This is a genomic window from Georgenia alba (assembly GCF_042665525.1).
Taxonomy (GTDB): Bacteria; Actinomycetota; Actinomycetes; order Actinomycetales; family Actinomycetaceae; genus Allobogoriella; species Allobogoriella alba.
This window is the reverse complement of sequence record NZ_JBHTCQ010000001.1, coordinates 1,166,595-1,179,933: the sequence shown is the minus strand read 5'-3', so window position 1 is coordinate 1,179,933 and position 13,339 is coordinate 1,166,595. Positions and strand designations below refer to the sequence as shown.

Sequence of the window (13,339 nt, the reverse complement as noted above, 5' to 3'; positions counted from 1 at the left end):
GCGAGGGCTCAGTGGTTCTGCGGGAACCCGAGGTTGATGCCACCGTGCTGGGCCGGGTCGAGCCACCGGCTCGTGATCGCCTTCTCGCGGGTGAAGAAGTCGAAGCCGTGCTCGCCATAGGCCTTCGCGTCGCCGAACAGCGAGGACTTCCAGCCGCCGAAGGAGTGGTAGGCCACGGGCACCGGGATCGGCACGTTGATGCCGATCATCCCCACCTGGACCTCGTGCTGGAACCGCCGGGCGGCGCCGCCGTCGTTGGTGAAGATCGCCGTGCCGTTGCCGAAGGCGCCGGAGTTGATCAGGTCGACGCCGTCCCGGAAGGAGGGCACCCTCACGACCTCGAGGACCGGCCCGAAGATCTCCTCCTGGTAGGCGCGCGAGGTCGTGGGGACGTCGTCGATCAGGGTGGGCCCGAAGAAGAAGCCGTCCTCGTGCCCCTCGACCGAGCAGCCGCGGCCGTCGACGACGATCCGCGCGCCGTCGGCCTCGGCGATGTCGACGTAGCCGGCGACCCTCTCGCGGTGCTGGCTGGTGATGAGCGGACCCATGTCCGGCTCGCCGTCGGGACCGCCGGCGCCGTTGCCGATCCTGAGCCGGGCGATCCGCTCCTTGATCTTGCCGACGAGCTCGTCGGCGACCGGCTCGACGGCGAGCACCACCGAGATGGCCATGCATCGCTCGCCGGCGGCGCCGTAGCCGGCGTTGACGGCCTGGTCGGCGGCGAGGTCGAGGTCGGCGTCGGGCAGCACCAGCATGTGGTTCTTCGCACCGCCCAGCGCCTGGACCCGCTTGCCGTGGCGGGAGGCGGTCTCGTAGATGTACTGCGCGATCGGCGTGGACCCGACGAACGAGATCGACTGCACGTCGGGGCTGGTCAGCAGGCCGTCGACGGCAGTCTTGTCGCCCTGCAGCACCGTGAAGGCGCCGTCGGGCAGCCCGGCCTCCTGCCAGAGCCGCGCCATCCAGATCGAGGCGGACGGGTCCTTCTCGCTGGGCTTGAGGACCACGGCGTTCCCGGCCGCGATGGCGATCGGGAAGAACCACATCGGCACCATGGCCGGGAAGTTGAACGGACTGATGATGCCCGTGACACCGAGCGGCTGCCTGAGGGAGTACACGTCGATGCCGGTCGACGCGTTCTCGGAGAAGCCACCCTTGAGCAAGCTCGGGAAGCCGCAGGCCAGCTCGACGACCTCCAGGCCGCGCAGGATCTCGCCCATGGCGTCGGAGAGGACCTTGCCGTGCTCGGCGGTGATGATCTCGGCGAGCTCTGCCTTGCGCGCGTTGAGCAGCTCCCGGAAGGCGAAGAGCACGGACTGGCGCTTGGCGATCGAGTACTCCCGCCAGGTCTCGAACCCGCGGGACGCGGAGGCGATCGCGGCGGCGACGTCCGCCTCGTCCGCGAGCGCGACGTGCGCGGAGACGGCTCCGGTCGCCGGGTTGTAGACCTCAGCCGTTCGTCCGCCGGCCGGGGCACGCTCGGCGCCGTCGATCCAGTGCGGCACGATCGGCAGGTCGACCGGGGCGGCCTGGGTGGCGGGTGCGGCGTCGGTGGTGCTCATCTGGGGCTCCTCGTTGACGGGTCGGGCAGGTTCAGGCGGCGGCCAGGGCGGGGTGGACCAGCCTGGCCGCGTGGTCGACGGCGGCGGCGACGTCGCCGTCCGGCGGGTACAGCAGGGTGCGTCCGACGGTCAGCCCCCGGACGCCGGGAAGGTCGAGGGCACGCTCCCAGGCGGCGAACCTCTCGCCCGGGTCGGCGCCGGAGTCGCCGCCCAGCAGCAGGGTCGGCAGCGTGGTGGCCGCGAGCACACGTTCCATGTTCTCCACGACCGGCAGCTTCATCCACGTGTAGGCGCTGCTGGCACCCAGGCCGGCGGCGATCGCGACGGACTCGATCACCGCGTCGGTGGTCAGGTCGTTGACCACCCGGCCGTTCTCCCACCGGCTCATGAAGGGCTCCAGCATGATCGGCAGGCGCGCGGCGGCGGCCGCCGTCACGGCGCGTGCGGTGGCCTCGAGCGTCGGCGCGGTCGCGGGGTCCTCGCGGCTGACGCGGATCAGCACCTTGGCGACGTCGACGCCGGCAGCGACCATCGAGGCGACGTCGTAGCCGGTGTAGCGGTCGTCGATCTCGAAGGCCGCGCCGCGCAGCCCGCCACGGTTCATCGACCCGACCACGACCTTGTCCTCGAGCAGTCCGAGGACGGCGAGGTCGTCGATGATGTCAGGGGTCCCGAGCACGCCGTCCACGCCGGGCCGGGAGAGAGCGGTCGCGAGCCGGTTCAGCAGGTCGTAGCGGTCCGCCATGGCGGTGGGGTCCGGCCCCACCGCCAGGGCGCCGCGTGCCGGGTGGTCGGCCGCGACGACGAGCAGCCGTCCGTCGTCGTGGAGGATCTCCCGGCGGGCCCGGGCCGCGAGGGCTTCGCCGACGGCCTCGGGCCGGCGGGCGCGGATGTCGCGCAGCCGGGCGAAGGTGGCGTCACTCAGGTGTGCGGTCATCCGCGCACCTCCTGCAGGATCGCCTCGACCTCGGCGGTGACCGGCATCGCGGTCGAGCACTCTCGCCGTCCCGCCACGATGGCGCCGGCCACGTTGGCGAAGCGGAGCATCCGCTCGAGGCCCCACCCGGACAGGAGCCCGTGGCACAGGGCGCCGCCGAAGGCGTCCCCTGCGCCGAGGCCGTTGACGACGTCGACCGGGTACGGGGGCACCTCGACGGTCTCATCGGCGGTCCGGGCCAGGACGCCCTTCGGTCCCTGCTTGACGACGGCGAGCTCGACGCCACGATCCAGCAGGGCGTCGGCCGCGCGGACCGGCTCGGTCTCGCCGACGGCGACCTCGCACTCCTCGCGGTTGCCGACGGCCACGGTCGCGTGCTCGAGCACCCGGGCGATCTGCGCGGTCGCCTCGCCGGGCTCCGGCCAGAACGTCGGGCGGTAGTCGAGGTCGACCACGGTGTGGCTGGTGCGGCCCCGTGCGGCGAGGGCGACGTGGTGGGACTCCCGGCTGGGCTCCTGGCTGAGCCCGGTGACGGTGACCCAGAAGATCCGGGAGGAACGGACCGCGGTCAGGTCCAGGTCGTCCGGCTCGACGTTGAGGTCCGGGGCCTTCGGCTCCCGGTAGAAGTAGATGGGGAAGTGGTCCGGCGGGAAGATCTCGCAGAAGGTGACCGGCGTCTTCAGGTGGGGGTCGACCGGCACGTGGCGGCGGTCGACGCCCAGGGTGTCGAGCTCGCGGTGGAGGTAGCGGCCGAAGGGATCGTCGCCGACCCGGGAGACGAGCCCGGCACGCAGTCCGTGCCGTGCGGCGGCGACGGTGACGTTGGCGGCGCTGCCGCCGAGGTACTTCCCGAACGTCTGCACGTCCTCGAGCCCGACCCCGTCCTGCAGGGGGTACAGGTCGACGCCGAGACGCCCGATCGCCAGCAGGTCCAGGAGGGGTGGCGCGTCGGTCATGTTCCAGCCGTTCCGTCGACTTGATCGAATGTCGTGACAATATCGCTCGAGCGTGACGAGCGTCATCCCCCGGGTCGAGATCCCTCCATCCTGACCGGCAAAACCGGGCCTAGGTAGGATTGTCGCGACATCAGGTTGAACCCGTTCGGGCACGGAGGGCACGAGTGAACGACGACGTCGTGTGGCCCGACGACCTGTTCGCCGACCTCGACCGCACAGGACCGGTACCGCTCTACTTCCAGATCTCGAACCGCCTGGAGGCGGCGATCCGGGACGGACGGATCCCCGCCGGCTCCCGCCTGGAGACGGAGATCGGGATCGGCCAACGGCTCGGGCTCTCCCGTCCGACCGTGCGGCGGGCCATCCAGGAGCTGGTGGGCAAGGGCCTGCTGGTCCGCCGGCGGGGTGTCGGGACGCAGGTCGTCCACGGGCAGGTCACGCGCCAGGTCGAGCTGACGAGCCTGTACGAGGACCTGCAGAGCTCGCAGCACGAGCCCGGTACGACGGTGCTCGCCCACGAGGTGGTGCCGGCCCCCGAGAAGGTCGCCGAGAGCCTGGGCGTGGACCCGGGCACGGACGTCCTCTTCGTGCGCCGCCGGCGCAGCAGCGACGGCGTGCCCGTCGCGATCATGGAGAACTACCTGCCCTCGGCGTACGCCGACATCACCACGGACCAGCTGGAGAGCCGCGGCCTCTACCAGATCCTGCGCGCCCGCGGAGTGACGATCCGAGTGGCCAAGCAGCGGATCGGCGCCCGGCGGGAGGAGCGCGACGAGGCCGACCTGCTCGAGGTCGACAAGGGCAGCCCGGTGCTGACGATGGAGCGAGTGGCCTACGACGCCACCGGCCGGGCCGTCGAGTTCGGGCAGCACTGCTACCGCCCGGACACCTACACCTTCGAGACGACGCTCATCGCCAAGTAGGCCGCCGGCCCGTCAGCCGAAGTAGGTCTCGACGTCGATCGGGCCGCCCTGGGCGGCGAACTCCTCCGCCACCGCGCGGCGCAGGTCGGCGTCGCACAGGTAGTCCAGCGCGGTCCGGGCCAGTCCGACGGCGCCGTCGACGGCGGCGTCGCGCGCCGCCGGGCTCGCGGCGGCCTCGGCGAACGCCGGGGTGTGCAGGGCGACGCCCGGGTCGGAGATCTGGATGAGCGGGTGGATGCCGGGGAGGCGGTAGGAGACGTTACCGAAGTCGGTCGAGGCGGCGATGGTCTCCGACAGCACCCCGGCGGGCAGGGGCTCGCGGCCGCGGCGCCGCTGGGCGGCGACCCATCGCTCGGTGAGCGTGGTGCTGGTGCGGACGGGCAGGGAGGGCAGCGCGCCGTCGTCCCAGCTGATCTCGACCTCGGTGCCGGTCATGAGGGCGGCGCCGCGTGCGACGTCGTCCAGCCGCCGGGAGAGGTCCTTGAGCGTGTCCGGGTACTTGGAGCGGGCGTACAGCCGCATGACGGCACGGTCGGGGACGATGTTCGGGCTCGTGCCGCCCTCGACGACGGTGGCGTGGATGCGGTCGACCGGAGGCATCTGCTGGCGCAGCAGACCGATGCCCTGGTACGCGAGGTTGGCGGCGTCGAGCGCGTTGCGGCCCATGAACGGCTGGGCGGAGGCGTGCGCTGAGCGACCTGTGAACGTCCAGGTCAGCAGCCGGCGGCCGAGCCACACCTGGTCGGCGACGTCGTGCGGGTAGGGGTGGACCATGACGGCGGCGTCGATCCCGTCCAGGGCGCCGTTGCGCGCGAGGACCTCCTTGCCGCTGTGCCCCTCCTCGGCCGGTGTGCCGAGCAGCACGACGCGGCCAGCGGGTGCGTGGTCACCGGTCATGGTCGCGCGCAGGGCGAGGAACGCGCCGACGCCGGCGGCGGCGATGACGTTGTGGCCGCAGGCGTGACCGATGCCGGGCAGGGCGTCGTACTCGGCGCAGATCGCGATGGTGGGCCCGCTGCCCGCCGTGCCGAGCTCGGCGCGGAACGCCGTCGGGACGCCGTGGGCGCCGAGCTCCGCCTCGATGCCGTGGCGCCGCACGGTCTCCACCAGCAGCCGGGCGCTCTCGTGCTCCTGGAAGGCCGTCTCCGGCTGGGCGTGGAGCGTCTCGACGATGCCGCCGAGCTCCTCGCGGAGACCGTCGGCGGCCGCCTCGACCGCCGCGCCGAGGGCCTCCGGGGCCCCGCCGTCGGGCTCGCTCGCCGGGCGACCGGCCAGCGTGCGCATGCGTTCCTGGGTCTCGTCGACCAGGTGGTCGAGGTAGGCCGTGCTCGGCGCAGGGGTCGTCATGCAGGTCATCGTAAGGAGTGGCACCGGTCCGCCACTCCGCGGCCCTGGCTTCGCCGCGCCACTTCCGGGATGCGGACGGGGTGTGCACGTCCGTCGGCCGCCTCTAGGCTCACCGGGCACGGGCGGACGGCCGGGGGCAGCCGACCGACGACCCGACCCAGATGCCCGCCGCGGCGGGCCCGCACAGGGAGAGATCGCGTGAGCACCTCACCGACGCCTGCGACCACGACGCGCACCGACCGGTTCCTCGCCGGGATCGAACGGGTCGGCAACAAGCTCCCGGAACCGTTCGCGCTCTTCCTCATCCTCTTCGGCGTCATCGCCGTGGCATCCACCGCCATGGCCTGGGCCGGCGTGAGCGTGCAGATCCCCGGCAGCGACGAGGTCATCGAGATCCAGGGGCTGTTCACCGCGGCGGGACTGACCTGGCTCACGGCGAACCTCGGCGTCAACTACGTCGGCTTCCCGCCGCTGGTCACCGTGCTGCCGATCCTGCTCGCCGTCGGCGTCGCGGAGAAGTCCGGGCTGCTCGGTGCGGGCATCAGGGCGGCGTTCGGCTCGGCCCCCCGGTGGGCGCTGCCGTACGCCGTCGGGTTCGTCGGCGTCTGCGGCAACGTCATGTCCGACACCGCGTTCATCGTCATCCCGCCGCTCGCGGCCATGGTCTTCCGAGCCGCCGGCCGCCACCCGGTGGCCGGTCTGCTGGGCGGCTTCGCGGCCGCCGGCGCGGGCTACTCCACGAACGTGCTCGTCACCAGCATCGACGCCCTCTTCGCCGGGATCACGAGCTCCGTGGTCGGGATCCTGCCCAACCCGGGCGCCCCGGTGAACCCGGTCTCGAACTGGTACTTCAACATCGTCGCCGCGATCATCCTCGCGTGCCTCGCCGGGTTCCTCATCGACAAGGTCCTCGAGCCGCGGGTGACCCGCCAGGGCGTCCCGGTCGAGATGACTCTCGAGGAGGACGCGGACGGCGAGCCGGCGGACACGGCGCTCACCGCCGAGCTCACGCCGCAGGAGCGTCGCGCGCTGGTGGGCACGGGCGTCGCCGCGCTCATCACCGTCGTCGCCCTGGCGGTGGCCTTCACGGTCCCCGGATCGCCGTGGCGGAACGAGGACGGCGGGTTCCTCCCCGAGTCCCCGCTGCTCGACTCGATCGTGTTCATCGTCTTCACGCTGTTCATCGTCCCCGGCGTGGTCTACGGCATGGTCAGCCGGTCGATCAGGCGGTTCGAGGACGTGCCGGCGATGTTCGGCCAGGCCCTGAAGGACATGCTCCCGTTCCTCGTGGTCGCCTTCATCCTCGGCCAGTTCATCGCCGTCTTCGAGTGGTCCGGCGTCGGCTCGTGGATCGCCGTCACGGGCGCCACCGCGCTCGAGCAGATCGGGCTCACCGGCTACGGCGCGATCCTCGGCTTCCTGGTGGTCGCGTCACTGCTCAACCTCTTCATCATCTCGGGCTCGTCGCTGTGGACCCTGATGGCCGCCGTGTTCGTGCCGATGTTCGCGCTCATCGGCTACGAGCCCGCGTTCACGCAGGCGGCGTTCCGGGTGGGCGACTCTGCCACGCAGATCATCACGCCGCTGAACCCGTACATGGTGGTGCTGCTGACGTTCCTGCGCCGCTACGAGCCGGAGGCGGGTCTCGGCAGCGTGATGGCGCGGCTGCTGCCGTTCACCGTGTGCTTCTGGCTGGTCTGGGCCGCGATCCTCACCGTGTTCTTCTTCCTCGACCTGCCGATCGGCCCGGGCAACGGCATCTTCCTCCAGGGCTGACGAGCACGAGCGAGGAACGAGTGGGGTGCGAGGAAGCCCGACCAGGGGGCTCGAGGGCTGAGTCCAAACGGTTCACGCGGAAACTTCGTCTCGGTAACCAAGACCTTCTTTCCAGGCCAGCAGCGACCATCGACCGAACCGTCCGCGGCGAGGGCGTCCTGCTCCGCCGGCACCGTGCGCTGCCACACGCCGGCGGGGCGGGGCGACCTCGGGCATGGGGCCATCTTGCCGGGTCCTGCCGGGCGGGCGGCCGTCAGGTCCAGGCGGGCATCTGCTGCAGCGCCCAGGCGTTGCCGTCCGGGTCGGAGAAGTGGACGAACCTGCCCCACGGCTGCTCGTCCACCTCACTCACCTCGACCCCGCGCGCGAGGAGGTCCGCCCGCGCGGCGTCGGCGTCGTCGATCACCATCTGCAGCCCGCGCACCGACCCCGGCGGCATGTCGGTCAGCCCGTCGCCGATCGCGATCGAGCAGGCGGACCCGGGCGGGGTCAGCTGCACGAACCGGACCTCGTCGCTGACCGTGTGGTCGTGGTCGAGCACGAACCCGACGCGCTCGTAGAACTCCTTGGCCCGGTCGACGTCGCTCACCGGTACGCAGACCAGCTCGAGTCTCATGTCCATGGCGTCAAGGTACGGACCACCGCGGCCAGATGATGGCCGCAATGACACCCGGATGTGCCGCCGGGATGTGGTGTGGAGTCGGTGCCGTGTCGGATCCCCCCGCGCCCGTCCGGCACGTGGGACCGGCGCGACGGCAGGAATACCTCCGGCGCCCGGTCTGCTGGAATGGTTGTCGCCTCAACCGAAGGATCCACCGTGACCGCTGCACCGAAGATCTACGCCCTGCACGAGAACCCCGAGTGGTTCCCGCCGTTCGCCGACGCGTTCGCGGCGGAGGGACTCCCGATGGAGGAGTGGCTGCTCACCGAGGGAACGCTCGACCTCGACGCGAGCCCGCCCGAGGGCATCTTCTGGTCGCGGATCTCCGCCTCGTCCCATACCCGCGAGCACGGGTTGTCCAAGGACTACGCGCGTGCCGTCCTGTCGTGGCTCGAGGCGCACGGACGCCGGGTGGTCAACGGCCGCCGCGTCCTCGAGCTGGAGATGAGCAAGGTCGACCAGCTCACCGCGCTGCGCGCCGCCGGCATCGACACGCCACGCACCGTCGCCGCCGTGGGCCGTGAGCAGGTCCTGCAGGCCGCCGAGGACTTTCCGACGCCGTTCGTCACCAAGCACAACCAGGGCGGCAAGGGCCTGGGCGTGCGCCGGTTCGACAGTTACGCGGACCTCGAGGAGTACGTCCGCGGCGAGGAGTACGAGGAGCCGGTCGACGGGATCACCCTCATCCAGGAGTACGTCGTCGCCGCCGACGGCGGCATCACCCGGGTCGAGATCGTCGGCCACGAGCTCGTCTACGCCGTCCGCGGGGACACCGAGCGCGGCGGCTTCCAGCTCTGCCCGGCCGACGCGTGCGCCATCGACCCGGCGACGGGCCGGCCGATCATGCCGCCCGGGGCCACCATCTCGATGGCGCCGGACGAGGCGGTCGGGCTCTTCTCGCTCCGCGAGGGGTATGCGGACGACCCGATCGTCGGCAAGTACATCGACTTCACCCGCCGCCTGGGCCTGGAGGTGACCGGCATCGAGAACATCCGCACGTTCGACGGGCGCACCCTGACCTACGACGTCAACACGAACACGAACTACAACTCCGACGTCGAGGCCGTGGCACCGCGGTCCGGACCGCGGCAGATCGCCCGCTACCTCGGGGGGTTGCTGCACGAGGCCTACCCGCAGACCGCCGCCGTGGCGGCCGGTCGCTGAGCCCACTCGGCGCAACGGTGAGCGACGACGCCGGCGCCCGCTTGCGAGCCCGGCTCGCCGAGGTCGAGGCCCGGCTGGCGCGGCAACGCCGGGAGCTCGACGGCCTCGTGGACGCCGCCCGCGACGCGAACGTCGACGACGAGCACGACCCGGAGGGGGCGACCCTTGCCTGGGAGCGCCAGCAGACGGCGACCCTGGTGGCGCACGCGGAGTCCGAGCGCGAGGGTCTTCTGGCGGCACTCGACCGGCTCGCCGCCGGGACCTACGGCCGGTGCGAGGTGTGCCACGAGCCGATCCCGGCGGCGCGCCTGGAGGTCCGGCCGGCGGCCACCCGGTGCGTCCGGCACGCCGGGTGAAGCGGCGGCCCATCCGACGTCGCCACCACGACGTGTCGGCCTCTGCCCGGTGTCAGTGGGCCGGTCTACCGTCCAGTCATGCTCGAGCACACCGACGTGGACCTGCGGAACTCCCGGTTCGAACGCGTGAACCTGCGCGGCACCCGGATCCATGACTCCGACCTCCGCGGCTCCCGCCTGCGCGGCGTCTACCTCGCCGATGCAGACATCGACGGCGAGCTCGGCAACCTCGTGGTCAACGGCGTCGAGGTCCAGCCGTTGATCGAGGCCGAGCTGGACCGCAGGCACCCCGAGCGGGCAGCGCTGCGCGCCACCACGCCGGACGAGCTGCGGTCCGGCTGGGCCATGCTCGAGGAGATGTGGGAGCGCACCCTGGAGCGGGTCGACCGCATGCCGCCCGAGACGACCGAGATCTCGGTCGACGACGAGTGGTCGTTCTCCCAGACGCTCCGCCACCTCGTCCTCGCCACCGACGCCTGGCTCGGGATGGCCGTCCTGCGGCGCGACAAACCGTTCCATCCGCTCGGGGTCGTGTTCACCGAGTGGGAGGGCGACCTGGCGGAGCTCGGCCTGGACGCCGAGGCGACGCCGTCGTACGCCGAGGTGCTCGAGATGCGGGCGGGCAGGGTGGCGATGGTGCGCGACTACCTCGCCGCGGTCACCGCGGACGAGCTCGAGGAGCGGCGCGGCCGGCCCCCGTGGGCGAGCCAGGTACCGACCGTCCGGCAGTGCCTGGGCGTGATCATCAACGAGGAGTGGCTGCACCACCGCTTCGCGGTGCGGGACCTCGACGCCATCGAGGCCGGCCGGGCCTGAGGGCGCCTGCCGGCCTCAGGCCTCGAACTGGTCGGCCACGTGGCGCAGCACCTGCGCGAGCCGCTGACCGTTCTCCGGGTACTTGCCCCGGTGCAGCGAGTTCGAGGCGCGGTCCAGCGCCTTGATGAGGTCCTCGATGATCGGGACCATGTCCTCCGGCTTGCGCCGGTGTCCCTTCGACACCGACGGCGGAGCCTCGAGCACGCGGACGGAGAGCGCGGAGGGACCCTTGCGCCCGTCGGCGATGCCGAACTCGACGCGGCTGCCGGACTTCAGGGTGGCGCCTTCGGGCACCGCGGAGGCGTGCAGAAAGACCTCACCGCCTTCGTCGTCGGCGATGAAGCCGAAGCCCTTGTCGGCGTCGTACCACTTGACCTTGCCGGTAGGCACGGGATGACCTCTTGCTCTCTCTACGCGATGAGGCGCCGGCCGGTGCCGGCGCCACGTCCTGACCTCCAAGGATACCGACGCGTGCCCGCGCGGGTGCGTCGTTGTGCCGGGAGCGGACACGACCGGGCCGTATCCGCCGCACCCGCCGTACTGTGGTGCGGATGGGATCGACAGCCGGGACCCCTGAGCTCGCGGCCGCGCTCGCACACCGCGACGACGACGGCCTCGTCGCCCTGCTCGCCACCCGCCCTGACCTGGCCACCCCTGCGCCGTCCTCGCTCACGTCCCTCGCGGCCCGCGCAGGGTCTCGGCCGAGCGTCGACCGTGCGCTGGCGGCCCTGGACGGGCTGGAGCTGGCGATCGCCGAGGCCGTCGTCGCGCTCGCTCCGCTGGGCCGCAGCACGGCTGCGGACCTCACCACGGCCGTCGGGGCCGACGCCGCACCCGCCCTGGCGCGCCTGGCGGAGCTCGCCCTCGTCGTCGACGGCGCACCGGTCGCAGCCCTCGCCGAGGCGCTCGGGCCACACCCGGCCGGTCTGGGGCCCACGCTGGCCGAGCTCGACGCGCCGGCCGACGCGGCACCGACGAGCGCCGAGGAGCTGCGGGAGGTGCTCGCCGAAGCCCCCGGCTCGGCCATCGGGACGCTCGAGGCCCTGACCTGGGGGCCGCCGGTCGGCACGGTGACGGCCGGGACGCTGCCCGAGGGGGCCGGCTGGCTCCTGGAGCACGGGTTGCTGCACCGCGTCTCCCCCACCCAGCTCGTGCTGCCCCGCGAGGTCGGGCTGGCGGCGCGCGACTCCCGCACGCACCGCGAGACCCCGCACCCGCCGCACCCCGCGTACCGCACGGTTGCGGCGACCGTCGTCGACGCCGAGGGAGCACGCAATGCCGAGGAGGTCGTGCGCCTGGTGACGCTGCTCCTGGAGACCTGGCGCACCGAGGGCGGCCGGGTGCTGCGCTCCGGCGGCGTCGGGGTGCGCGAGCTCCGGCGCGTGGCCACCGCGCTGGACGTCTCGGAGGAACGGGCGGCGTTCGTCGTCGAGCTCACGGCGATGACCGGACTGCTCTCCCGGGACGGCGAGGAGCAGGAGTCCTGGATCCCGGCACGGACGGCCGAGGACTGGCTCGCCGACCCGCTGCCGCTGCAGTGGGCACAGCTGTGCCTGGCCTGGCTCGACTCGGCACGCGTGCCGTGGTTGGTGGGCACGCGCGAGGAGGGCTCCCTCCGGTCCGTCCTGGAGCCCACGCTGGAGCGGGGCTGGGCGGTAGAGCTGCGCCGTCGCACGCTCGGCGCTCTCGCCGCCCTGCCTGAGGGATCGGCGCCGGACGGCGAGCAGGTGCACGCGCTGCTGACCTGGGAGAGGCCGCGCGGCGGTACCGCTGCAGCCACCGGCGGCGCGATCCTCTCGGAGCTCGAGGCTCTCGGCCTGACCGGGGCCGGCGCACTCACCGCCGCCGGCCGCGCCCTGCTCGAGACGAGACAGGAGTCTGCCGTGGCCGAGGCGCTGGAACAGGCGCTGCCCGAGGCGGTCGGAGAGCTGCTCGTGCAAGGCGACCTCACCGCGGTGGTGCCCGGCCGCCCGGAGCCGGAGCTGGCGGAGCTGCTCGAGCACACGGCGGACGTCGAGTCGCGCGGCTCGGGCCTGACAGTGCGGTTCACCGCCAGCTCTGTGCGGCGCGCCCTCGACGCGGGCATGGATGCTGCGCAGGTCCTGGAGCGACTGGCCGGCTACTCTCGCACGCCCCTCCCCCAGGCCCTGGAGTACCTGCTGCGGGACGCCGCCCGCCGCCACGGGCAGGTACGGATCGGCGCCGCGGCATCGTTCCTGCGGGTGCCGGGCGAGGCGGTCGGTGCGGAGCTGGTCGGCGACCCGTCGCTCTCCTCGCTCGGGTTGCGCGCACTGGCGCCCACCGTCCTGGTCTCCGACGCCGCCCCGGGCGACGTGCTGCGTGTGCTGCGCGACGCCGGCCACGCGCCGGTGGCGGAGGGCGCGAACGGCGTCGTCGCACGCCCCCGTGCCGGTTCGCGCGCAGTGCCCGCCTACCCGGGTGCCGCCGTCGGGGTGTACGCGCGAAGGCCCGACCGGGAGGACCTCACCCGTGCCGTCGCCCGCATGCGAACCGGGGAGGCGCAGGTGCGGCGGGACGTGGCGGACCGATCGGTCGACGGACCGGTCGCGACGGATCCCGTGCACGCGCTGGAGCTGCTGCGGGCCTCCAGCCGGGCCGGCGAGGAGGTCGAGATCGTCGTCGTCGGGTCTCTCGGCACACCGGAACGCCGCCGGGTGCGGCCGCTCAGCGTCGAGGGCGGACGGGTGCGGGTCGCCGACCTGGACCGCGAGACCGAGCTGACCGTGGCCATCCATCGCATCTCGGCGGTCCGGACCGCCTCGACCGCGCCCGCCGAGGGCGGCTGAGGGCGGAGCCGGTGTGACGCGGCGACACGGCCTG

12 protein-coding genes are annotated in these 13,339 nt (G+C 72.8%); 6 read left to right on the top strand and 6 right to left on the bottom strand.

The features are described 5' to 3' along the window. Positions 1-8: 8 nt before the first annotated feature. Genes ACFQQL_RS05570 through iolC form a run of 3 tightly spaced genes read right to left on the bottom strand, consistent with a single transcriptional unit; the run spans position 9 to position 3,455 of the window. A complete protein-coding gene (locus ACFQQL_RS05570) occupies positions 9-1,562 on the bottom strand; it encodes a CoA-acylating methylmalonate-semialdehyde dehydrogenase (RefSeq protein WP_382392089.1) in 1,554 nt (517 codons plus the stop codon). A gap of 31 nt (positions 1,563-1,593) precedes the next feature. Beyond that, positions 1,594-2,499, bottom strand: coding sequence for a Cgl0159 family (beta/alpha)8-fold protein (locus ACFQQL_RS05565; protein ID WP_382392087.1), 906 nt, complete (start codon positions 2,497-2,499; stop codon positions 1,594-1,596). Next, entirely contained in the window at positions 2,496-3,455 is a 960-nt protein-coding gene (iolC, locus tag ACFQQL_RS05560) for a 5-dehydro-2-deoxygluconokinase (protein WP_382392085.1), read from the bottom strand. Before iolC ends, ACFQQL_RS05565 begins: the two co-directional genes overlap by 4 nt. A gap of 164 nt (positions 3,456-3,619) precedes the next feature. On the opposite strand from iolC, the gene ACFQQL_RS05555 reads away from it, so the two are divergent. Next, on the top strand, positions 3,620-4,378 hold the full coding sequence (locus ACFQQL_RS05555) for a GntR family transcriptional regulator (protein ID WP_382392083.1): 759 nt from the start codon (positions 3,620-3,622) through the stop codon (positions 4,376-4,378). Between the two features lie 12 nt (positions 4,379-4,390). On the opposite strand, the gene ACFQQL_RS05550 is transcribed toward ACFQQL_RS05555, so the two are convergent. Next, positions 4,391-5,734 (bottom strand): M20 family metallopeptidase, encoded by a 1,344-nt coding sequence (locus ACFQQL_RS05550; protein WP_382392081.1) that lies wholly within the window; start codon positions 5,732-5,734, stop codon positions 4,391-4,393. A gap of 189 nt (positions 5,735-5,923) precedes the next feature. On the opposite strand from ACFQQL_RS05550, the gene ACFQQL_RS05545 reads away from it, so the two are divergent. After that, positions 5,924-7,501 carry an AbgT family transporter gene (locus ACFQQL_RS05545; RefSeq protein WP_382392079.1) on the top strand — a complete coding sequence of 526 codons (1,578 nt, stop codon included), beginning with the start codon at positions 5,924-5,926 and terminating at the stop codon, positions 7,499-7,501. A 253-nt stretch (positions 7,502-7,754) separates the two neighbouring features. Here ACFQQL_RS05545 and ACFQQL_RS05540 read toward each other — a convergent pair whose 3' ends face one another. Further along, on the bottom strand, positions 7,755-8,123 hold the full coding sequence (locus ACFQQL_RS05540; protein ID WP_382392077.1) for a VOC family protein: 369 nt from the start codon (positions 8,121-8,123) through the stop codon (positions 7,755-7,757). 195 nt (positions 8,124-8,318) lie between these two features. Between ACFQQL_RS05540 and ACFQQL_RS05535 the strand changes: the two genes are divergently transcribed. The 3 genes from ACFQQL_RS05535 to ACFQQL_RS05525 all read left to right on the top strand — a co-directional run bounded on the left by ACFQQL_RS05535 (position 8,319) and on the right by ACFQQL_RS05525 (position 10,498). Continuing rightward, a complete protein-coding gene (locus ACFQQL_RS05535) occupies positions 8,319-9,326 on the top strand; it encodes an ATP-grasp domain-containing protein (protein WP_382392075.1) in 1,008 nt (335 codons plus the stop codon). A 17-nt stretch (positions 9,327-9,343) separates the two neighbouring features. Beyond that, a complete protein-coding gene (locus ACFQQL_RS05530; protein ID WP_382392073.1) occupies positions 9,344-9,682 on the top strand; it encodes a TraR/DksA family transcriptional regulator in 339 nt (112 codons plus the stop codon). A 78-nt stretch (positions 9,683-9,760) separates the two neighbouring features. Continuing rightward, on the top strand, positions 9,761-10,498 hold the full coding sequence (locus tag ACFQQL_RS05525; protein ID WP_382392071.1) for a DinB family protein: 738 nt from the start codon (positions 9,761-9,763) through the stop codon (positions 10,496-10,498). Positions 10,499-10,513: 15 nt separating this feature from the next. Here the strand turns inward: ACFQQL_RS05525 and ACFQQL_RS05520 are convergent, their stop codons facing one another. Continuing rightward, a complete protein-coding gene (locus tag ACFQQL_RS05520; RefSeq protein WP_382392069.1) occupies positions 10,514-10,888 on the bottom strand; it encodes a cold-shock protein in 375 nt (124 codons plus the stop codon). 161 nt (positions 10,889-11,049) lie between these two features. On the opposite strand from ACFQQL_RS05520, the gene ACFQQL_RS05515 reads away from it, so the two are divergent. Continuing rightward, entirely contained in the window at positions 11,050-13,305 is a 2,256-nt protein-coding gene (locus ACFQQL_RS05515) for a helicase-associated domain-containing protein (RefSeq protein WP_382392067.1), read from the top strand. Positions 13,306-13,339: the final 34 nt, after the last annotated feature.